Source organism: Psychrobacter sp. Ps6, from assembly GCF_022129235.1.
GTDB lineage: Bacteria > Pseudomonadota > Gammaproteobacteria > Pseudomonadales > Moraxellaceae > Psychrobacter.
This window is the reverse complement of sequence record NZ_JADQAI010000009.1, coordinates 1-22746: the sequence shown is the minus strand read 5'-3', so window position 1 is coordinate 22746 and position 22746 is coordinate 1. Positions and strand designations below refer to the sequence as shown.

15 protein-coding genes and 1 tRNA gene are annotated in these 22746 nt (G+C 43.4%); 1 reads left to right on the top strand and 15 read right to left on the bottom strand.

What is annotated here, in order from left to right; all coding sequences use genetic code 11:
- Positions 1-146 precede the first annotated feature (146 nt).
- From pilQ to pilM, 5 genes are read right to left on the bottom strand one after another with little or no spacing between them, the layout of a single operon-like run.
- Positions 147-2516, bottom strand: a complete 2370-nt coding sequence (pilQ, locus tag I3255_RS10720; protein ID WP_238038803.1) for a type IV pilus secretin PilQ — start codon at positions 2514-2516, stop codon at positions 147-149.
- Positions 2517-2543: 27 nt separating this feature from the next.
- On the bottom strand, positions 2544-3077 hold the full coding sequence (locus I3255_RS10715) for a pilus assembly protein PilP (protein WP_238038802.1): 534 nt from the start codon (positions 3075-3077) through the stop codon (positions 2544-2546).
- Positions 3077-3814, bottom strand: coding sequence for a type 4a pilus biogenesis protein PilO (gene pilO / locus I3255_RS10710; RefSeq protein ID WP_238038801.1), 738 nt, complete (start codon positions 3812-3814; stop codon positions 3077-3079). The genes I3255_RS10715 and pilO overlap by 1 nt, the downstream gene beginning before the upstream one ends.
- Entirely contained in the window at positions 3811-4461 is a 651-nt protein-coding gene (locus I3255_RS10705) for a PilN domain-containing protein (protein ID WP_238038800.1), read from the bottom strand. The genes pilO and I3255_RS10705 overlap by 4 nt, the downstream gene beginning before the upstream one ends.
- On the bottom strand, positions 4461-5516 hold the full coding sequence (gene pilM, locus I3255_RS10700) for a type IV pilus assembly protein PilM (protein WP_238038799.1): 1056 nt from the start codon (positions 5514-5516) through the stop codon (positions 4461-4463). The genes I3255_RS10705 and pilM overlap by 1 nt, the downstream gene beginning before the upstream one ends.
- Positions 5517-5708: 192 nt before the next feature.
- On the opposite strand from pilM, the gene I3255_RS10695 reads away from it, so the two are divergent.
- The gene (locus I3255_RS10695; protein WP_238038798.1) at positions 5709-8354 is read left to right on the top strand and encodes a PBP1A family penicillin-binding protein; all 2646 of its coding nucleotides are present in this window, start codon (positions 5709-5711) and stop codon (positions 8352-8354) included.
- 95 nt (positions 8355-8449) lie between these two features.
- Here the strand turns inward: I3255_RS10695 and I3255_RS10690 are convergent, their stop codons facing one another.
- The 10 genes from I3255_RS10690 to I3255_RS10645 form a co-directional block, all read right to left on the bottom strand.
- Positions 8450-8974, bottom strand: coding sequence for a DUF6586 family protein (locus I3255_RS10690; RefSeq protein ID WP_238038797.1), 525 nt, complete (start codon positions 8972-8974; stop codon positions 8450-8452).
- A gap of 165 nt (positions 8975-9139) precedes the next feature.
- A complete protein-coding gene (rpoC, locus tag I3255_RS10685; protein WP_238038796.1) occupies positions 9140-13357 on the bottom strand; it encodes a DNA-directed RNA polymerase subunit beta' in 4218 nt (1405 codons plus the stop codon).
- A gap of 151 nt (positions 13358-13508) precedes the next feature.
- Positions 13509-17627: a DNA-directed RNA polymerase subunit beta gene (gene rpoB / locus I3255_RS10680; protein ID WP_238038795.1), complete on the bottom strand. Its 4119-nt coding sequence runs from the start codon at positions 17625-17627 to the stop codon at positions 13509-13511.
- Between the two features lie 762 nt (positions 17628-18389).
- Positions 18390-18761, bottom strand: coding sequence for a 50S ribosomal protein L7/L12 (rplL, locus tag I3255_RS10675; protein ID WP_238038794.1), 372 nt, complete (start codon positions 18759-18761; stop codon positions 18390-18392).
- 120 nt (positions 18762-18881) lie between these two features.
- On the bottom strand, positions 18882-19409 hold the full coding sequence (gene rplJ, locus I3255_RS10670) for a 50S ribosomal protein L10 (RefSeq protein ID WP_025652244.1): 528 nt from the start codon (positions 19407-19409) through the stop codon (positions 18882-18884).
- 475 nt (positions 19410-19884) lie between these two features.
- Positions 19885-20586 (bottom strand): 50S ribosomal protein L1, encoded by a 702-nt coding sequence (rplA, locus tag I3255_RS10665; RefSeq protein ID WP_238038793.1) that lies wholly within the window; start codon positions 20584-20586, stop codon positions 19885-19887.
- Positions 20586-21017 (bottom strand): 50S ribosomal protein L11, encoded by a 432-nt coding sequence (rplK, locus tag I3255_RS10660; protein WP_058025423.1) that lies wholly within the window; start codon positions 21015-21017, stop codon positions 20586-20588. Before rplK ends, rplA begins: the two co-directional genes overlap by 1 nt.
- 90 nt (positions 21018-21107) lie before the next feature.
- Positions 21108-21638: a transcription termination/antitermination protein NusG gene (gene nusG, locus I3255_RS10655; protein WP_201599900.1), complete on the bottom strand. Its 531-nt coding sequence runs from the start codon at positions 21636-21638 to the stop codon at positions 21108-21110.
- A 71-nt stretch (positions 21639-21709) separates the two neighbouring features.
- The gene (secE, locus tag I3255_RS10650) at positions 21710-22195 is read right to left on the bottom strand and encodes a preprotein translocase subunit SecE (protein WP_238038792.1); all 486 of its coding nucleotides are present in this window, start codon (positions 22193-22195) and stop codon (positions 21710-21712) included.
- 51 nt (positions 22196-22246) lie between these two features.
- Positions 22247-22322: transfer RNA gene (locus I3255_RS10645), tRNA-Trp, on the bottom strand.
- Positions 22323-22746: the final 424 nt, after the last annotated feature.

Below are 22746 nucleotides of genomic sequence, written 5' to 3'. Positions count from 1 at the left end.
CGCTGTGATTATTGTTAGTAATATTTAGAGCTTATCATCCATTGATCCATGCATATAGCTCACAATATTAAAGATGCTAAGTTTACGCACAAAAAAAAGTAAGCACTAAGGCTTACTTTTTTAGTGAATAATCAACAAATTTATGATTAATTCAAGCGACTTGTGCCATCATTGATCAATTTTGGTGTGACAAATATCAACAACTCTTCCTTATTGTTATTGCGCACATCTTTACGGAATGCACGGCCAATGTATGGTAAATCGCCTAAAAACGGCACTTTGTCCACATTATTGTTAGTACGGTTTCTAAAAATTCCGCCTAATACCACCGTTTGACCATCTTCAACAGTCACATTGGTTGAGATAGAGTCTTCGTTGATAGCAACGATACCATTAGTGAATACAGGCGTACCATTAGTGATAAGTAATTGCAGACCAATCTTGCCATCGGGCGTGATATTTGGTGTCGCCTCTAGACTTAATGCCGCTTCTCTAAAGCTGGTTGTGGTTGCGCCGCTGGCTGATGCTTCCTGATAAGGGATCTGGGTGCCAGAAGAAACTTTTGCGGTTTGCTTGTCGGCCGTCAACACTTTTGGAGTTGAGATGACCTCACCGCGGTTATCTGCTTGCAATGCTGACAATTCAAGATCAAGCATCACATCAGATAGGCTCAGTAAACCAAAGGCGATACTACCAGCTGGATTAGCAACCCCTAAGTCAACGTTTAAGTTATCAGGACGGCTGATATCATACGAAGGATAAGAGACCGTTTGTCCGTTGACAGTCGTCGTTTCTACGTCAAAATCTTTTAAGTCCCACAAAGTTTGTTCACTACCACCAACCAGTAAGCTACGGTTATTGGCTGCACCATTTGATAAGATTCCCCAGCGAACCCCAATCTCTTTGCTAAAGCTATCAGTAGCACTCACGATACGCGCCTCAATCATAACCTGACGCACAGGGATATCAATTTTGCCAATTAAGGTACGAATATTTTCAATGCTATTTGCCACATCTTTCACAATTAGGGTGTTGGTACGCTCATCAACTGTCACCGTACCACGATCCGACAATAACGTATTATTGTCATTGCCACGATTTGTAAGTCCGCTCGTGCCGCCTATACCGCTACTACCAGATGAGCCACTTCCTTGAGAGATCAGAGTCAGGACATCTTGTGCTTTTGCATAGCTTAAACGAATATATTCAGTACGTAATGGCGCATAAGATTGAACGGCTTGCTGTGCTTCAAGCTCACGTGCTTCTTGTTCAGCAAGTTCAGTCGAAGGCGCAACCAAAATCACATTACCGTTTTCGCGCTTACCTAGGTTTTTACTTTTTAGAATAATATCGAGTGCTTGATCCCAAGGTACATTGATCAAACGCAAGGTGATGTTACCAGCGACTGAATCACTCGCAACGATATTCATCTCGGTAAACTGTGCTAAAATATCTAACACGCTGCGAATTTCAACGTCTTGGAATTCCATAGATAGCGGTTCTCCACTATATACTCTCTCCTCAAGTGTCGGCTCACGTAGCAGTTCAGGCTTGCTAATACTAATATTTAACTGATTGCCTGATTGGTAAGCTTGATACTCGTAATCATCAGACATATTAATAGTGATAACACCATTTTGTCCTTGGTTTTTAGTATCGATGCTACTCACCAGACCACTATTAATATTTAATCGACGTAGCAAGTTTCTTGGGACCGTACTGCCTGTTAAACGTACGACAAGCTTATTACCTTGACGTTGTACATCTACCGGAATGGCTTCGTTGGCAAGTACCATGCTGACGTTACCGCCACCATCATTACCTGCCGAAAAATTGACCGCACTGAGGCCGTCATAGCTGTACTGTTTGCTTACTTGTGCAGAAGCGAGTTGTGGGTTCAACAATGGGTTAACCCTCACTACCATCGTATCAGCTGGCACGTCGTTTTTTACGACTGTCGCGCTAGTGGTGCGAACCGCCGCAACAGGAACCGTACTAGTCTCGACGATTGGCGTGACGACTGCAGTGGTGGTGATACCGCTAGAGTTATTAAGGACGTCTTGTATAGGGTCACTAGTGATCACTGGACGATCAGGATCGGTAATGGTCAGTAGCAGATCGTTACCCTCAATCGCTGTTGTATAATTGCCTGACTGCTTGAGACCAACGATAAGACGCGTCGTACTATCGCTACTCAACGTGGTGACATCATTGACCATACCAATATTGTATTCGTTAAAACGACTGGCAAGACCGTTTTGCACTTGTTCAAAGTCTAATACCAAGCGGCTAGGATCATCAAGCTGGTAGGCTGCAGGCAATACTGGTAAACCTGTGAACCCCAAACGCATTTGTGTCACTGCTGGTGCAGTTTGCACTACAGACACATTATTGATGCGCTGTGCAGCGTGGGCGCTACTACTTACTGCCACCATGCTGACTGCCAGTGCTGAAATGGCAAAAGCAGAAGAAACACGGTTGCTCATCATCATTACCTTGTTATTGCGTACTGTCATTATTTATTCCTCAAAAAATCTGCCGACTTAGCTTATAGGGGATACCAGCGACTGGGGTTTTTCAATAAACCCAGCGCGGCTGTCTGGCACAATTTCAATCAAGTTGATCTGGGTCGGCGTGATTTCAACAATACGGCCGTCATTCAATCCAAGATAATCACCCACCTTCACACTAGCAACTGAACCATCAGGACGTTGGACTAATGCATATCGCTGACCTTCGGGAGAAACGACTACACCTCGAAAAACCAGTTGCGATAACTCGTATTGTTCAAGTGGTTCTTTCACACGTGTAATGTCTGGGCGTACGCCATCAATAGAAGTGGTAGGACCCTCTACATTCACCAAGCTCGGTGGCAAAAACGGGCTACGCTGTGAGCTTGCACTATAGACGAAGTCTTCTACCAGTTCAGCTTTGGGTGGTGGTTCGATAGGCTGCGCTGGCTGGTTACGGATGTCAGTCATCGCTTGCTCTGCCATACCGATACGATCCGTACAGCCAGTCATAGCTAGCGCTGCGATACTTAAAGTGAACAGCATGGGTAGTTTTTGCATACTCATCAGTTACCTCCTGCGTTTGCATCAGTAGCGGCAGCGGCATCATCTGCAGGAGCCGTTTCATCTTCAGGAGTCGCTTCTTTTGAACGATAGGTTTTGGTTTGCAAGACTAGGTTAAGCTCAGGTAAAACATCTAAGCTCGGTTGTGGATTACTCACCTCAAAATCATGCATGGTGATGATACGAGGTAGTGCTGCAAGGCCACTGATAAAACTACCAAACTGATGATATTCACCTAAAGCAGCAATGCGAATCGGTTGCTCAATGAAAAATTCATTTTCAATCTCAGGTTCGACAGAGATGTCTTGAAAACGAATATTACTGCCGACACCTGTCATATTGATACCTTCTACCAGCTCTGACACACGCGTGTCTTTTGGCAATTGGTCTAATAAGGTATTAAACTCCGTTTCCATCTGAACGACCTGTGCTTGATAGGCTTCTAGGTGACGCGCGCGCGATTCTTTTTCACGATAGCTTTCAAGCAAGGTCTGTTGCTGACTTTCAGCAGCATTGATCTCATCGATTTTACTACTAATCGGTAGCGCCCATGATAGTGCTGCTATAAAGGTAATAATAAGACCGATCACCGTCACCTTCACTGGTAGCGGCCAGCTGCCATAGTTTTCAGAGTCTAGTGACTCAAAACTGCGACGAAATTCATTAAGATCAAACTGCTTCTTTGGTTTTGAAGCACTTTTTTTGGTCTTAATTAGGTTTTTTTTACGGACAAGTTTCATAACTCCCCTCCCACACCATCTTCCGCAGGGACAGGCGTCTCTGATTGTACTTTAGTCGTCACCACGAACTGCACATAACTGTCTTCAGGATAGACTGGACGCGGTGTCTCACCAGCCGTAGTGACTGTATTATTCAGTACAGGGGCCGCTTCATAAGCGCTAATGTTCTGTTGAATATTACTAACTGCTGAGTTACCCATCCATTTACTACTGTCCAAATTACGTATCAGGCTAGATACAATATTTGGGTTATCAGCCAGACCAGTCAATGTTAATACATCGCCTTCGCGTTTGAGATTGGTTAGATAAAGCGCTGGTGGAACCGCTCTTGCCAGATCATCCCACAAATGTACTGGTACGGGACGCCGACCTTGCAAATCTTGGATGACCTGCATACGTGAGATAATATCTTCACGGCGCTGCTCTAAACTATCAATCTCAGTCAATGCGGTGTCTAGGCGTGCATTTTCTTGTTCAATCAAGGCATTAGCATCAAGCTGTTCATCAAGCTCATTGTTAAAATAGCTCCATGAAGCAAAGGCCGCCAATAAAGTGAGCAAAGTCACTGCAACTATCAGAGTCATAAACTCTTTGTTGCGACGTTCACGCTCCTCTTGTCGCCAAGGTAAAAGGTTAATACGAGCCATTAGTCAAAGCTCCTTAACGCAAGACCGCATGCAGCCATTAAGCCTGGCGCATCAATGGTCAGTTGCTCATTATCAATACTAGGCGCAATGGTCATATTGGTGAACGGATTAGCAACACTAACGCTTACACCAAGTTTTTGTTGTGCCATTCCAGCGAGACCTGCAATGGAGCTACTACCACCCGCAAGTACCACGTGGTCAATACTACTATACTGACTTGAAGAGAAGTAAAATTGTAAGGAACGAGTGATTTGCTGAATGGTATTTTCGATAAAAGGAGTCAAAACTTCAGGATAATAGTCATCAGGCAGTGTGCGCTCACGTTTGCTCAGCGTTGCTTCTTCAGCTGACAGTCCATAACGGTTTTGAATCGCTTCTGTTAACTGAACGCCGCCAAACAATTGCTCGCGACTATAAATAAACTCACCATTCTTTGCGATGTACAAAGTAGTTTGATTATGACCGATATCAACCAAAGCGACCAGTTCTGGCATATTGGGCAGATTGTCTGTCATCAATCCAAAAGCACGCTCTATTGCATGTGATTCAATATCCATAACCTTGGTTTGCATGCCACCGAAGGCCAACGCATCAACACGCTGATCAACGTTTTCTGAGCGAGAGGCCGCAAGTAGTACTTGTACCATATCCTCACTCACTAAAGACGGGCCTAGCACCTCAAAATCTAAATTGACATCTTCTAATGGATAAGGCACATACTGATCAGCATCCAAACGTATTTGTGCTTCACGCTCAACATCGCTTAGCATCATATCCATATCAATAATTTTGGTGATAACGGCAGATCCTGATACGGCGGTTGCAGCATTGCTACCCGCAACTTGGCAACGCCTTGCTAGACTCGCTATAATGTTGCCAACCGCCTCTGTATCAACTAGGAGTTTGTCGACGACCACACCTTCCGGTAGTCTCTCAATGCCGTAGGATTTTAAGTGGAACATGCCTTGTTGACGCTGTATGTCCACTATTTTTACGGAAGTGGCACAAATATCCACACCAATCAAATGTCGACTTTTTGAAGTAAATAGCCTCACAAACTCTATACCTTATATTAAGTGTACAATCTGATAGTTATTTGTAATAATTGAATACAATACTTTACTTAATTGATAGATTCAAGCGTTTAAAAATATATTAAGGCCTACTTACACATTTATTATGACCTGTTAATTTTGTTCAAGGTATAATACCTTATCCGCTACAAATTCTAATGAATAAGTCTTATTATGGCCAAAAAAAATGCTACCGCTCGTCTCATTCATTTCTTGGTGGGACTTTTTGTCGCTTGCCTAGCATTGGCAGTTATCTTGGCGCTTGCTGTACCTATTGGTTTTTATGGGATGGCGATGTATTTATCGCCAACTTTGCCAAGTATTCAAGAGATAAAAACTGCCAATTTAGAAATGCCATTGCAGATTTATAGTAGCGATGACAAATTAATCGGTCAATACGGCAATCGTTTATCGTTACCAGTCACATTTGATGAAATTCCTGAAGATTTGACTCATGCTTTTTTAGCGGCAGAAGATGCTTCTTTCTTTCAGCATAGTGGCATCAGTATTAAGGGTCTTGGGCGTGCCGTCACTGAAGTTGTGACTGATGATGACAGTCAGACTGGTGGCTCCACTATTACGATGCAGGTCGCCAAAAATTATTTTTTAAGTCCTGAGCGCACGCTAAACCGCAAACTGACAGAGCTGTTTGTGGCGCGAAAAATGGAAGATGAGCTGAGCAAAAATGAGATCCTTACTCTCTATGTCAACAAGATTTATTTGGGTGAAGGCGCTTATGGTATCCGCGCTGCTGCCAAAAAATACTACAGTAAATCTCTAGATAATCTTACTATTGCTGAAATGGCAATGCTTGCCGGTTTACCAAAAGCCCCTTCTAAATACAATCCTGTTGCCAATCCTAGCCGCGCGTTGACTCGACGTAACTGGATTATTGGCCGTATGCATGAGTTGGGTTATATCACTAAAGCTCAGCATGATGAGGCCGTTAACTCCCCTGTTGGCATTAAGCTATATAAAGAAAAACTTGACGTTAATATGCCCTATTTGGCAGAAATGACGCGTGCAGCTCTAGTCGAGCGTTACGGTGAGCAGGTGATGCATGGTGGTTGGCGTGTTCGCCTGACTGTTGATAGTAAGGCACAAACCGATGCAGAAGCGGCCGTATTAACAGGCTTAGTAGCTTATGAGCATCGTCATGGCTGGCGCGGTGCGGAAGCAAATGACGAGCCTCTCGAAAACTTTCAACGCTATGGCAATATGTCTCCTGCCAAAGTCACCAAAGTCAACTCTCGTAGTTTTGAAGCGATATTACAGTCTGGTGAAAGCGTGACGGTCAATTGGTCTGGCATGAGCTGGGCACGCAAGTACATCTCTGCCAATCGTATCGGTTACTACCCTAATAATGCTAGCCAAATAGTGAGCAAAAACGATATTGTCCGCGTGATACCTACCGCAAATGGTAATTGGCAGCTAGGTCAGATACCCAAAATACAAGGTAGTCTGGTTTCATTAAATCCAGAAACTGGCGCAGTTAATGCATTAGTAGGCGGTTTTGATTTCAAACATAGTAAGTTTAACCGAGCCTTACAAGGATGGCGCCAACCTGGCTCAACCATCAAACCATTGGTCTATACCGCCGCTTTGGAAAAAGGCTATCATCCAGACAGTATTGTTTCAGATCGCCCTATTCAAGTAAGTGACTGGAAACCTAAAAACTCTGATGAACGCTTCTTAGGTGATATTACCTTACGTCGTGGTTTGTATTTATCTCGCAACTTGGTTTCTATCCGTCTCCTACAAGCCATTGGCATTTCTGACGCGCGCAATCTATTAGATGAGTTCGGCCTAGACAAAGAAAAACTACCAACAACTTTATCGTTGGCTCTAGGGGCAGGACAAGCAACCCCATTGCAAATGGCAACGGCATATTCAACCTTTGCCAATGGTGGTCACCGCGTACAACCTTACTTTATTGAACAAATTTATAACTATAAAAACGAGTTATTATTTCAGGCCAATCCACTTCAGGCTTGCGCCTTATGCTTCAATGAGCAACTTGAAGCGGTTAATAAAAACCTGATAGAAGAATATAACAAATCATTAGAAGACGACAACAGTACTACTGATAAATCAGCTAACGAGAGCACAGAGCTAGAAAATAGTGAAAATGTAGAAGAAACGGATGAAGCAATCGACCTTACTGTCTATGACGCTGGTCCACAATCAGATCGCCTAAAAGCACCTGTCGTACAATACGTAGCAGCCAAACAAGCACCAAGAATATTAAAGCCTAGAGTAGCATTTGAAATGGCAGATATTTTACGTGATGTGGTGCAGCGTGGTACTGCAGTACGAGCAAAAGCCTTAGGCCGTGATGATATTGGCGGCAAAACCGGTACAACCAACGAAGCCAAAGACGCTTGGTTTGCAGGATTTCATCCTACCAATGCAACGGTTGTATGGATGGGTTTTGATCAGCCAACATCTATGGGTCGCCGAGAGTATGGTGGTGTGGCTGCCCTGCCCGTCTGGATGGACTTTATGAAAGCTCAGCTCAAAGACACGCCAAACCAATGGGTGTCTATCAATAACCGCTCAAAATCTAAAAAGCAGCAGCAGCAAATTATAGAAATGACCGATGATGGTATTATAACTGATGATGACGACATCTCTGATACCAGCGCACCAGCAAAACCAGTCAAGACTCAAACTCAGCAGCGTAAGCCGACCCTACCTGAACCAACTGCAGATACTAACAACTCAGCAGCTCAAGCAAACAGTAGCCGTAGTAATGATAGCGTGCCGCAAAACCCTTTATCGGTCACACCGGTCCAGCGTATGCCCCCGATGCCAGAGTGATCTACTGCTCGGTATTTGTCTAAATAAAAAAGGCTTACTCAGTGATTACTGAATAAGCCTTTTTTATATCTCAGAGTTTTGGTTTACTTATATTTCTAAAATTCAACCATTCCTGCACGTAGTTGCTCGATCAGCTCTAAAAGCTGATTACGCCATTCTCTTATCGTTGCCTCATCAGGTAACCATTGATTTGACAAAGTAACGACATTCACAATAAGGTCGGGCGCAGATAAATCGCTACTTGGTTTTTCATCCACAACCGTATCTGGTGGTACCGCATAGAGACAACGCTGATAAGCGCGCTCTATATTTGCAATAAAGCCTTGCTGCTGCAATTGCTGCAAGCGCTGAACCTCAGGAGATACCTGCGTGCGCTCGCTTAATGCTTGCTCAATATCTGACAAAGTTGGTGCAGTCATATTTAAACTATAAAAATGACCCAGCTCTTGAGTGAATGCCAGTAACGCACCATACAAATGAAAAATAGCGGTTTCGCAATGGGCTTGATATAACTGCTTATCGCTAGTATTGCCTGCTGTTTGGCAGGATAGACGACAGAAATACAGTTTTTGATTGGTACGATCTGCTTGATATTTGGCAACGCGAGTTTTACCTGCCATTTGCGACTTATCCTTCTATAGATAGTAAATTGAGGCTTGTTTTCCAGTGTACTATTTTTTTAGATAATAGCACCATGCCTTTCTCAGTTTTTCCACACACAAAAAAGCCAGCGACTTAGGCTGGCTTTTTCTTAAGTTGGGAATGAATCAAAATACTCAATACGATTAATTATTTTGATTTAACTCTTGAGCAAAGGCTTCATCAAAGCTTGCAAAGTCTTTGCTATCAGTGCTTGCAGTCATATCAAACGCTGCATTTAGATCACTGTCTTGTAGCTTCTGATCTGCTTGCTCTTTACGTGCCTTGTGATAAGCAAGACCAGTACCTGCAGGAATCAAGCGACCAACAACCACGTTTTCTTTCAGACCACGTAGCTCATCGACTTTACCAGTTACAGCAGCCGCAGTTAGTACACGGGTTGTTTCCTGGAAAGAAGCCGCTGAGATAAAGCTTTCAGTTGCCAGACTTGCTTTAGTGATACCTAGTAATTGACGCTCAAACTGTACTGGGAATTTATCTTCCGCTTCTAGCTTCGCATTCAACGCTTTGATATCTGCATACTCGACCTGATCACCTTTGAAGTGACTTGAGTCGCCGCCATCAGTGATTTCAACTTTACGGAGCATCTGACGAATAATAACTTCGATGTGCTTGTCGTTGATTTTTACACCCTGCAAGCGATAAACGTCCTGTACTTCGTTGACGATATAGTCAGCAAGTGCCGTCTGGCCTTTCAAGCGTAAGATATCATGCGGGTTTTGTGGACCATCTGCAATAATCTCACCACGTGCTACCGTCTCGTTTTCAAAGACGTTGATTTGACGCCATTTCGGAATCAGCTCTTCATGTACTTCACCATCTTCATTGGTAATAATGAAACGGTTCTTACCTTTAGTCTCTTTACCAAAGCTTACGACACCAGTCATTTCTGCCATGATGGCGTGATCTTTTGGACGCCGTGCTTCGAACAAGTCAGCAACACGTGGTAGACCACCGGTAATATCTTTTGTACCAGAAGACGCTTGTGGTACACGGCCTAGAATCGAACCTGCTGCAACTTTCTCACCATCGCTCACGCGGATGATGGTTTCAGCTGGTAAGAAGTAAACCACTTCTTTACCTTCGTCAGTGTTCAAGATAATCGCAGGACGTAAGTCTTTTGCTGAGCTTGAACGGTCACGCGTGGCTAGAATCTCAAATGAGCTCATACCAGTCGCATCATCAACTTTCACTGTGGCAGTCATACCGTCAGTGATATCACTGAAGCGCGCTGTACCAGCAAATTCTGTGATGATTGGATGCGTGTGCGGATCCCATTTAGCGATAGTTTGACCGCCTTCAACTTGCTCTTCATCTTTCACAAGTACGCTTGAACCATATGGTACTTTATAACGCTCACGCTCACGGCCAAGCTCATCGGTCAATGCGATTTCAGCTGAACGCGATACGATGACTAAGTGGCCATCGGTATGCTGTACTGTTTTCATGTTTTCAAAGTGCGCTTGACCAGCATTACGTACAGAGATGCTATTGTCTACAGATGCTGAACTCGCGGCCCCACCTACGTGGAACGTACGCATGGTCAACTGAGTACCTGGCTCACCGATAGACTGAGCGGCCATAACACCAACTGACTCACCAATGTTCACTTTATGACCACGTGCAAGGTCACGACCATAACACTGTGAACAAACACCATGCTCAACATCACAAGTAATAACTGAGCGTACCCAGATATCATCGATCGCGTTGCTATCAAGGACGTTAACCCAATACTCATCAATCAAAGTACCAGCTGGAACCAATACTTTATCAGCATCATCGTTATAAGTCACATCACGTGCAGTCACACGACCAAGTACTAGCTCACCTAATTTCTCAATGATTTCACCACCTTGGATATGTGGCTTCATGAGTAGGCCTTCTTCAGTACCACAGTCATCACTCGTGATAACCAAATCTTGTGCCACGTCAACCAGACGACGAGTTAGGTAACCCGAGTTAGCTGTTTTTAGTGCGGTATCCGCTAGACCTTTACGTGCACCGTGAGTTGAGATGAAGTACTGTAGTACGGTCAAACCTTCACGGAAGTTCGCCTTAATCGGTGTTTCAATGATTGAGCCATCTGGTTTCGCCATCAAACCACGCATACCGGCCAACTGACGAATCTGTGCTGCACTACCACGAGCACCAGAATCCGACATGATAAAGATCGAGTTGAATGATTTCTGCTCGTCTTCCTCACCTTGCGCATTGATGACTTTGTCTGTTGCCAAGTTATCCATCATCGCCTTAGCGACTTTGTCATTGGTACGTGACCAGATATCAACAACTTTGTTATAACGCTCACCAGCGGTCACAAAGCCTTGCTCAAACTGATCTTCGATTTCGCGAACTTCGCCTTCTGCCACTTCGATGATTTGCTTTTTCAGTGGTGGAATGACCATGTCATCAATACCGATAGACACACCAGATAGCGTTGCTTGAGCAAAACCAAGATACATCAATTGGTCAGCAAACATAACGCTTTCTTTGACGCCGACTTTACGGTAGCAAGAGTTGATCAAACGAGAGATATTTTTCTTCGTCATCTCTTGGTTACATTCATCAAACGTCATACCTTTAGGCATGATGTTCCAGATAAGTAAACGACCAGCAACCGTATCTTTAATACTGGTTTCTTTGGTTTCGTTACCGTCTTCGTCAATTTGCGTCTCAGTGACACGCACTTTGATCTTCGCGTTTACATGTAAATCGTTTGAACCAATTGCACGCAATGCTTCGTTAACGGTCGCAAAAATCATGCTCTCGCCTTTGGCATTGATCGACGAGCGACTGATGTAATATAGACCTAGTACAACATCCTGAGATGGTACGATGATCGGATCACCGTTCGCAGGTGACAAGATGTTGTTGGTAGACATCATCAAAGCACGTGATTCAAGCTGCGCTTCTAGGGTCAATGGCACGTGAACGGCCATTTGGTCACCATCGAAATCGGCGTTGAATGCAGTACAAACAAGCGGATGCAGCTGGATCGCTTTACCTTCAATCAATACTGGCTCAAATGCCTGTAAACCCAAACGGTGAAGTGTTGGTGCACGGTTAAGGAGTACTGGATGCTCACGGATAACCATGGCCAGCATATCCCACACTTGTGGCTCTTCACGCTCTACCATCTTTTTGGCAGCTTTAATTGTCGTTGCCAAACCATGAGACAATAGTTTGTTATAAGTAAATGGCTTGAATAATTCTAGCGCCATTTTTTTAGGTAGGCCACACTGATGTAAACGTAGTGTTGGACCTACAACGATAACTGAACGACCAGAGTAATCGACACGCTTACCAAGTAAGTTCTGACGGAAACGACCTTGCTTACCTTTGATCATATCGGCCAAAGATTTCAATGGACGCTTGTTACTACCAGTGATGGCACGACCACGACGACCGTTATCAAGCAACGCATCCACTGACTCTTGCAACATACGTTTTTCGTTACGTACGATGATATCAGGTGCGCTTAGCTCAAGCAGACGCTTAAGACGGTTGTTACGGTTGATCACACGGCGATATAGATCGTTTAGATCTGATGTCGCAAAACGACCACCTTCTAGTGGTACTAGCGGGCGCAAATCTGGTGGTAGTACTGGCAAGATGTTCATTACCATCCACTCAGGCTTGTTATTAGAATCACGGAATGCTTCTAATAATTTAAGGCGCTTAGACATCTTCTTAAGCTTAGTCTCAGAACCTGTTTGCGGAATCGCTTCACGCAGCTCATCAATCTCAAGATCCATATCGATATCTTTCAATAGGTCTTGGACAGCCTCAGCACCCATCTTAGCTGTGAATTCGTCACCAAACTCTTCAAGGGCTTTAAAGTAATCTTCATCATCAAGCAACTGGTACTTTTCTAAAGAAGTTAGACCAGGCTCAGTAACGATGTAGCTTTCAAAATATAGAACGCGCTCGATATCACGTAGCGTCATGTCTAACAATAGACCGATACGGCTTGGTAATGATTTTAAGAACCAAATATGCGCCACAGGACTGGCTAGGTCGATATGACCCATGCGGTCACGACGGACTTTAGCAGTGGTAACTTCAACACCACATTTTTCGCAGATGACGCCTTGGAACTTACGGCGCTTATATTTACCACATAAACATTCGAAGTCTTTTACTGGGCCAAAGATTTTGGCACAAAAAAGACCATCACGCTCAGGCTTAAACGTGCGATAGTTGATGGTTTCAGGTTTTTTTACTTCACCATGTGACCATGACTTGATGACGTCAGGTGAGGCTAAGGTAATTTGGATGCTATCAAACTCTGTATTACCGTTGCCGGTAGGGCTTTGCATGATATCGAGTAAATCTTTCAAGTTGCTTCTCCGTTATCTTTATAATCATCTGACAGCGTACCATTGACGCAGATAAGATGAATGAAGGCAATGAATAGGGTTGAGACAAATCACTAAAAGCAGCAGCAATAAAGCAGACTGCCTTTAGTGGACAACTAAGTTAAACAACGGGCTAGTTGCTTTGTTTTAACTCAATATTAATACCCAGTGATTTGATTTCTTTGGTCAGTACGTTAAACGACTCAGGCATGCCTGGATCCATATACTGCTCACCATCAACGATGTTTTTGTACATACGAGTACGGCCTTCAACGTCATCCGACTTCACAGTTAGCATTTCTTGCAACGTGTAAGTCGCGCCGTATGCTTCTAGTGCCCATACTTCCATCTCACCGAAGCGCTGACCACCAAACTGAGCTTTACCACCCAATGGCTGCTGCGTTACTAGAGAATAAGAACCTGTTGAACGTGCATGCATTTTGTCATCAACCAAATGGTTAAGCTTGAGCATGTACATGTAGCCGACGGTTACTTTACGGTCAAACTTCTGACCTGTACGACCATCATATAACGTCTGCTGACCATCGCGATCCATACCAGCAAGCTCAAGCAAATCTTTAACTTGGCTTTCTCTTGCGCCATCAAATACTGCTGTGCCCATCGGTACACCGCCACGTAAGTTGTCTGCTAGCGCCATGATATCGTCATCACTTAAGCTATCAAGATCAACTTGCTCACCGCCTACTTGGTTATAGATTTTATCCAAGAAGTCACGTAGCTCTTTGATCGCTGCTTGAGATTTGAGCATACCATCAATCTTCTCGCCCAAGCCTTTCGCTGCCATACCCAAATGCGTCTCTAGAACCTGACCGATGTTCATACGAGATGGTACACCAAGCGGATTCAATACGATGTCAACGGTGTTACCATTTTCATCATAAGGCATGTCTTCAACTGGCATGATGCGCGATACAACACCTTTGTTACCATGACGACCAGCCATCTTATCACCAGGCTGAATACGACGCTTAACCGCTAGATATACTTTAACAATTTTTTGTACGCCATGTTGTAAGTCATCACCAGCAGTCAATTTGCGTTTTTTCTCAGCAAACTTCACATCGATGTCTTTTTGCTTATCAACCAAGTAATCAGCGATTTGCGTTAGACGCTCAGAGATTTCTTCTTCTACTGGTTGGATATCAAGCAACGTCTCAAGGCTCATATCTTTCATATCAGCCAAAGCCATAACTGTACCCGCTTTTAGACCAGCACCGCCGCTGACTTTTTGGCCATCTAATAGGTTACCAATACGACCACGTGCCGCTTCTTCAAAGATACGTAGCTCTTCTTTTAAATCTTTGCGGTAGCTATCAAGCTGCGATTTTTCAATCGCTCTTGCGCGTGCGTCTTTTTCAACGCCATCACGGGTGAAGACCTGTACATCAATAACCGTACCTTTACTTGAAGTCGGTACGCGTAGTGACGTGTCTTTCACATCAGCCGCTTTTTCGCCAAAAATAGCCCGTAATAGTTTCTCTTCTGGCGTTAGTTGCGTCTCACCCTTTGGCGTCACTTTACCAACTAGAATATCACCAGCGTCAACTTCAGCACCGATATAAACGATACCTGCTTCATCAAGACTTGATAACGCTGCTTCACCAACGTTTGGAATATCAGCCGTGATCTCTTCTGTACCTAGCTTGGTATCACGAGCCACACAAGTCAGTTCTTGGATATGAATCGTAGTGAAACGATCTTCTTTAACTACTTTTTCAGATAGCAAGATTGAATCTTCGAAGTTGTAACCATTCCACGGCATAAATGCGATGCGGATATTCTGACCTAATGCTAACTCACCAAGATCCGTTGATGGACCATCAGCCAAGATATCACCCAAAGCAATCTCGTCACCTTGGTTAACGATGATACGTTGGTTGATACAAGTGTTTTGGTTAGAGCGTGTGTATTTGATCAAGTTATAGATATCGATACCCGCTTCACCAGCAGTCATCTCGTCTTCGTTCACACGAACAACGATACGCGATGCGTCAACATCTTCAATCACGCCGCCACGTTTAGCGATCACACAAACACCAGAGTCACGAGCAACGTGACGCTCCATACCAGTACCTACCAATGGCTTGTCAGCACGTAGGGTCGGCACGGCCTGACGCTGCATGTTCGAGCCCATCAAGGCACGGTTAGCATCATCATGCTCTAGGAACGGAATCAAACCTGCTGCAACCGATACTACCTGACTTGGTGACACATCCATATGCGTCACTTTTTCTGGCGGCATACGAACAAATTCACCATAGCTACGCACACTGACCATCTCGTCAGATAGCGCGCCATCTTCAGTCATTGGAGAGTCAGCCTGTGCAATCACAGTACCTACTTCTTCGATTGCTGATAAATACTCAATAACGTCAGTCACTTTACCATCAACCACACGGCGATATGGCGTTTCTAAGAAACCAAAGCTGTTGGTTTTAGCAAACGTCGCTAGTGAGTTGATCAGACCAATGTTTGGACCTTCAGGAGTCTCAATAGGACATACACGGCCATAATGGGTATCATGTACGTCACGTACTTCAAAGCCTGCACGTTCACGAGTTAGACCACCAGGTCCTAACGCTGATACACGGCGCTTATGGGTAACTTCAGACAACGGGTTGTTCTGATCCATAAACTGTGACAACTGGCTTGAACCAAAGAATTCCTTAACCGCAGCCGCTACTGGCTTAGAGTTAATCAAATCTTGTGGTGACAAGTTGTCTGATTCTGCCGAGCTCAAACGCTCTTTTACAGCACGCTCAACACGTACTAGACCAACACGGAATTGGTTTTCTGCCATTTCGCCCACTGAACGAATACGGCGGTTACCCAAATGGTCAATATCATCGACATCGCCGCGACCGTTACGAATCTCGATAAGTTCTTTTAGAACGTTAACGATATCATCGTTGGTCAATACACTGCGTTCGCGCTGTACGTCTGGATCATCGGTGTTTTCAAATGGCAAACCAAGACGACGGTTGAACTTCATACGACCGACGTTAGATAAGTCATAACGATCTGCGTTGAAGAACATGCTCTCAAACAGTTTCTCAGCAGTTTCAACCGTTGGTGGCTCACCTGGACGCATGACTTTATAGATTTCGATCAATGCTTCTTCACGGCTTGAGGTACTATCAGCACGTAGCGTATCGGCAATATAGCTACCTTGGTCGATATCGTTCGTGAATAGAATGCTGAACTCTTTGATGGCACCACTGGCTTCAAATGAGTTCAATTTCACCAATAACTCGTGGTCGATTGGCGTGTTGGCTTTAGCGATGATTTCGTCATTAACAACGATATCTTCAGCTAAAATACGCTCATATAGATACTCATCAGGCACAGCAATTTTCGTCATACCTGCTTCTTCAAGCTGACGGATACGGCGTGCATTGATACGTTTGCCCTGCTCTACAATAACGTCACCTTCAGGTGATACGATGTCAAACTGAGCCATCTCGCCACGTAGGCGATCAGCCACTAGATCAATTTCAAACGTCTCTTCAGCTTTATAAACAGCCACTTTATCAAAGAACAAATCTAGAATTTCAGATGTCGTTAGGCCAAGTGCGCGCAGAATGATTGACGCAAGCAGCTTACGGCGACGGTCAATACGAGCAAAGACTAAGTCTTTTGCATCGAATTCAAAGTCTAACCATGAACCACGGTAAGGGATGATACGTGCGTTATAAAGCACTTTACCACTTGAATGCGACTTACCTTTATCATGATCAAAGAACACACCAGGTGAACGATGTAGCTGAGATACGATAACACGCTCAGTACCATTAATAATGAAAGTACCGTTAGCAGTCATCAAAGGCATCTCGCCCATGTAGACGCTTTGCTCACGGATATCTTTGATAGCGGCTTTGCTATCTTTGTCTTTACTGTCTTTGTCTTTGATGATCAAACGGATTTTGACACGCATTGGCGCCGCAAACGTTGAACCACGTAAGATACACTCACGCTCATCAAATTCAGGCGTACCTAAATAGTACTCAACAAATTGCAACTCGGCGTTACCAGAGTGACTCTCAATTGGGAAAATAGAGGAATACGCAGCTTGCAAACCAGTATTCTCACGAGCTTTTGGCTTTTTGTGCTCTTGCAAAAATTGCTCATAAGAATCTACTTGAATAGACAGTAAATAGGGAACGTCCATTACAGTGGGCAATTCAGCAAAACTTTTGCGAATACGCTTTTTTTCAGTATAAGAATATGCCATCGAGAGTCCTTACAGTAAACGTGGAAACAAATTAAAAGCGTGGCCAGTATGCATAAATACGATGCAAACATGGCGACGTAAACGATAATATAAAACGGGTTTTCGTGTTCAGTTCATGTCTTTTCTGTCAATTACTACTTTACTCATCAGTGCTTACCTAGCACACTTCACTTAATCTCGTCGTTGCTTGCTAAATTCATGGTAAGTGAATCAATCTATATGACTGTTGCAACCAAAAAATTCAATATTATATAATCTATAATGCATTGCCTATTAGGCTCAATTTACAAATACCTTGCTGGAAAATAACGTCTATTAAGATTGCATATAAACCACTTGCCATCTAGACTGCTTATTACCGAACTATGTTCCCTACACATACAAACTGTCTATAAGACTAAATATCGACAGTCATGCCACACCAAGTAGGCAACTTATGATCAACAGCTTTTTCAGAATACCGCTTTTTTCAGGATTAATAATCGGGGTAACTATAACTTTAAGAATCAGTATAAACTATAGTGTTGATAGGAAAGCATGCAGACACAAAAAAATGCCAAACATCTACAGACGTTTAGCTGATATTAACTGATTTTAAAAACTGGTATGTGTACTTGCATGTATATCGTCTGTCCTTTTGATGGGTATCCACCGTTAATGCATACGTATGTTGGCAGACACAAAAGGTCAAGCTACGAATTATAATAAAAAAAAGCTGGCAATGCAAGGCATTACCAGCTTTTTTTCTGTACAGTGTTAAACTTATTTTAGTTCAACAGTTGCACCAGCTTCTTCAAGTTTCTTTTTCAACTCTTCAGCTTCAGCTTTAGATGCGCCTTCTTTGATTGGAGCTGGAGCGCTTTCAACCAAATCTTTCGCTTCTTTTAGGCCAAGACCAGTTGCTTCACGTACGGCTTTAATTACGCCAACTTTCTTCTCGCCAAAGCTAGCAAGAACTACGTCAAACTCGTCTTTTTCTTCAGCAGCAGCAGCAGCAGGACCAGCAGCAGCAGGTGCAGCAGCAACGGCAGCTGTTACGCCGAATTTTTCTTCCATAGCGCTGATTAATTCAACGATATCCATTACTGACATTTCAGCGATTGCATTTAACACGTCATCTTTAGATAGTGCCATGAGAACTCTCCGTTATCTGATAAAAATTAATTGATTCTAATATCGCTTTGATTGATTGCCGAATGTGGCAATAAATTTCAACCAAAATTAGCGATGTTAAAGTTACGTTAAAACAAGCAATTAAGCAGCTTCTTTTGCGTCTTTGATTGCCGCTACAGTGCGAACGAACTTGCCAGGAACAGCGTTCATAGTCTGGACAAGCTTGGTCACTGGTGCATTCATAGTAGCCATCAAGATAGAGATTGCTTCGTCGCGAGTTGGTAGCTTCGATACGCGCTCTAGCTCTTCTGGACCATAAACTTCACCACCGACTGATACTAATTTGGTCTCTAAAGCTTTGTTATCTTTGCTAAAGTCGAAAACGACTCGTGCTGCAGATCCCAAATCTTCCATAGAGAAAGCCAAAAGTAGTGGACCAGTCATACGGTCTGACATGCTCTCAAACTTAGTGCCTTCAAAAGCGCGTTTTGCTAGTGTATTTTTTACCACTTTCAAAACAACACCTTTATCACGAGCTTGTTCGCGAAGCTGAGTAAGCTTAGCAACACCAATTCCGTGATACTCGGCAGCTACTGCTGAGTAAGCATTAGCAGCAACTTCAGACACTTCAGCCACAACTTGTTGTTTTTGCTCTAGCGTTAATGCCATAAGTTGACTCCTTTAATCTTATCAATCTGCTTATCATAAAAGCGCTAAAAATCGAAATTTCTGCAGGCTTAAATTTTAAGCTGGGACTGACTTGATACGACACATTACCAGCGGATTCAATTAATAAAAAAAGCATCTACTGGTAACGACTGATTACGGCACCGTTATCAGAATGACGTTGAGTAATAGTTCGAAGATTATATAAATAACCTTACCGCCCTATTCGCTCGTGTCTTAAACTGTGTGGGCCACCGTCTGCGTAGGACAACTAAGATTTTCATCTGTCGTCGATTAACAAAAGTGACTCAGTATCATATTTAACCATTCGAAAATTGCTACTTATGACACTAAACCACTCTCTACCTACGGTCTTAGACAGCGTAGCAAATACTACGCTGACCTAATGTTTTAAATATAGTATGTGCTCATCATTCAAAGTACTTGAAGTTCAAGTACTCAAAAATAGAGACTTTAATTATTTTGCAGTACGATAAGGGACAGCGTCGATCGTTAGACCAGGGCCCATCGTGCTAGACAAGGTAATTTTCTTGATGAAAGTACCTTTAGAAGTAGCAGGCTTAGCACGCTTTAGATCAGAAAGAATCGCTTGCACGTTCTGCTCGATTTGCTCAGCAGTGAAACCAACTTGGCCGATAGTTGCATGGATGATACCAGCTTTATCAACACGGTACTGTGCTTGACCTGCTTTCGCGTTAGTCACAGCTTCAGCAACGTTTGGCGTTACCGTACCAACTTTTGGGTTAGGCATTAGACCACGTGGGCCTAGGATCGTACCCAATTGACCAACAACACGCATAGCATCTGGAGCTGCGATAACAACATCAAAGTCCATGTTACCAGCTTTGATTTCTTCCGCTAGGTCTTCAAAACCAACGATGTCTGCACCAGCTTCTTTAGCGGCTTCAGCAGCAGCGCCTTGAGCAAATACAGCAACGCGTTTGGTTTTACCAGTACCCGCAGGTAGGTTAGTTGCACCACGAACCACTTGATCAGATTTACGTGGGTCAACGCCCAAGTTTACTGCGATATCAATAGACTCTTTGAATTTTAGCGCTGGCAAATCGTTTAGGATTTGAACGGCTTCTTCAAGAGTGTATTGCTTTTCGTTATCAATACGGCTTTGGATTTCTTTTTGACGTTTGGTTAGCTTAGACATTATACACCCTCCACGGTAATACCCATTGAACGTGCAGTACCAGCGATGGTACGAACAGCAGCGTCAAGATCAGCTGCAGTTAAGTCTGCATTCTTAGTTTTAACGATTTCTTCTAGCTGTGCACGGTCAACTTTACCGACTTTAGCAGTGTTCGGTGTACCTGAACCTTTAGCAATGCCAGCAGCTTTACGTAGTAAGTACGCAGCTGGTGGTGATTTCATGATGAAAGTAAAAGATTTATCGCTATATACTGTGATCTCAGTTGGGATCGGTAGACCTGGCTCTTGGCCTGAGGTCGCAGCGTTAAATTCTTTACAGAACGCCATGATGTTCACGCCTTTTTGACCCAAAGCTGGACCAATAGGTGGTGAAGGGTTTGCTTTGCCTGCAGGCACTTGCAGCTTGATGTAACCATCAATCTTCTTAGCCATGATACTCTCCTAAATGGGTAATAGCGCCAAATCAACGTGGTATATACCTAATTGACTAACAGCTCCCCGGTTGATGAACTTTTTGCTGGTTTAGTCTAGCTTTTCAACTTTACTAAATTCAAGCTCAACCTGTGTAGGTCGATTAAATACGTTTACCGTTAGATGTAACTTAGACTTCTCATAATCCACTTTTTCTACCAACCCTTTAAAGTCAGTAAATGGACCATCAATAACCAACAACTCTTCGCCTGGCTCAAATAGCGTCTTAGGACGTGGGTCAGTTTCAGTCTGGTTCAAACGGTTTAAGATACGATCAGCTTCTACTTGCGTAATCGGTGCAGGCATCTCAGGCGTACCGCCGATGAAGCCCATAATACGCGGACAGTCTTTTACGATGTGCCAAGTATTGTCGTTCATTTCCATCTGGATCAATACATATCCAGGAAAGAACTTACGCTCACTCTTACGTTTTTTGCCGTCTTTCATTTCGACGACTTCTTCAGTAGGAACCAATACATCACCGAACGACTCAGTGAAGTCACTACGGTTAATACGATCAGTTAATGAACGTTGTACTTGTTTTTCATATCCTGAAAACGCTTGGACAATATACCAACGCATATCACGCTCCTGATCATTATAAATAAGTCGTTATAAGTAAATCTCTCGTTAATAGTCACTAATACGCGCTATTAACCGATAAAGATACCAACGAACCAATTAAAAAAGTTATCTAATAACCAAACAAAGAACCCAGCAATCGCTATCACAACAATGACTTGCCATGTGTATTGAAAGGTTTCGTCTTTACCTGGCCATGTTACTCGGCGAAGCTCAACGCCTGCGTCTCTTAATAATATTTTAAAAGCACGGCCTTGATGCGTCAGCGCCAAGCAAATTAATGCAAATACAATAAGTGCGACAATGATACCAATACGCACCCAGACATCGTTGGCAGGTTGCCAATAGCCTGGCAGATACTGATTAACGAGAGTCGCACCGATCAAAACAATTGCGGCAAGTAGCCACAAAATCAAATCTTTGATTGAGCCAGTCTTAGCAACTTCAACAGCAGAAGTACCGTTCGCTGAGATGTGCTTATCTTTAGACAGCATTCCACCAGCAACCGCCTTGGCATCAGATAACTTAGTCTCGAGGTTATCTTGATTATTGCTCATAAAGAACTCGCTTCGGAGATGGTGGGGTACAACAAAGATGAGATAAGAAGATGGCAGGCGATGTAGGACTCGAACCTACAACCCTCGGTTTTGGAGACCGATGCTCTACCAATTGAGCCAATCGCCTATGGGTGTAAAGGACAGCATTATACAATATTTATCATAGAATGCAAGCCTTTGGCGGTAAAATTGTTAATTTTTACCTGATGTTGCATTTACCAAAAGTCACTATATTAATCATAGGCTTTCTCGTTATGGTTTAGATTAACCATACACGTTAAATGCAGCGCTAATATAGCAAGCTATGCGGCAAATTACAATACAACGTATTATAAATAAATGACTAGTATCAAAAGCCATGCTATCAAAAGAACCATTTTACCAAAGCTTAGATCTAATTCTGCAAATACCTCTATCTCACTACCCAAAAAAAGCCACCCTATTTAGGATGGCTTTTTTATCACTAACTTATAAGCTCATTACTGAGACTTATAGATTAGTTCAATACGTTAGCAACAACACCAGCGCCTACAGTACGGCCGCCTTCACGA

What these genes read in the sequence shown, in the direction of transcription:
- pilQ (WP_238038803.1), bottom strand. Translation starts at nt 2,516, where the DNA reads ATGACAGTACGCAATAACAAGGTAATGATGATGAGCAACCGTGTTTCT.
- I3255_RS10715 (WP_238038802.1), bottom strand. Translation starts at nt 3,077, where the DNA reads ATGAGTATGCAAAAACTACCCATGCTGTTCACTTTAAGTATCGCAGCG.
- pilO (WP_238038801.1), bottom strand. Translation starts at nt 3,814, where the DNA reads ATGAAACTTGTCCGTAAAAAAAACCTAATTAAGACCAAAAAAAGTGCT.
- I3255_RS10705 (WP_238038800.1), bottom strand. Translation starts at nt 4,461, where the DNA reads ATGGCTCGTATTAACCTTTTACCTTGGCGACAAGAGGAGCGTGAACGT.
- I3255_RS10695 (WP_238038798.1), top strand. Translation starts at nt 5,709, where the DNA reads ATGGCCAAAAAAAATGCTACCGCTCGTCTCATTCATTTCTTGGTGGGA.
- I3255_RS10690 (WP_238038797.1), bottom strand. Translation starts at nt 8,974, where the DNA reads ATGGCAGGTAAAACTCGCGTTGCCAAATATCAAGCAGATCGTACCAAT.
- rpoB (WP_238038795.1), bottom strand. Translation starts at nt 17,627, where the DNA reads ATGGCATATTCTTATACTGAAAAAAAGCGTATTCGCAAAAGTTTTGCT.
- rplL (WP_238038794.1), bottom strand. Translation starts at nt 18,761, where the DNA reads ATGGCACTATCTAAAGATGACGTGTTAAATGCAATCGCTGAAATGTCA.
- rplJ (WP_025652244.1), bottom strand. Translation starts at nt 19,409, where the DNA reads ATGGCATTAACGCTAGAGCAAAAACAACAAGTTGTGGCTGAAGTGTCT.
- rplA (WP_238038793.1), bottom strand. Translation starts at nt 20,586, where the DNA reads ATGTCTAAGCTAACCAAACGTCAAAAAGAAATCCAAAGCCGTATTGAT.
- rplK (WP_058025423.1), bottom strand. Translation starts at nt 21,017, where the DNA reads ATGGCTAAGAAGATTGATGGTTACATCAAGCTGCAAGTGCCTGCAGGC.
- nusG (WP_201599900.1), bottom strand. Translation starts at nt 21,638, where the DNA reads ATGCGTTGGTATATTGTCCAAGCGTTTTCAGGATATGAAAAACAAGTA.
- secE (WP_238038792.1), bottom strand. Translation starts at nt 22,195, where the DNA reads ATGAGCAATAATCAAGATAACCTCGAGACTAAGTTATCTGATGCCAAG.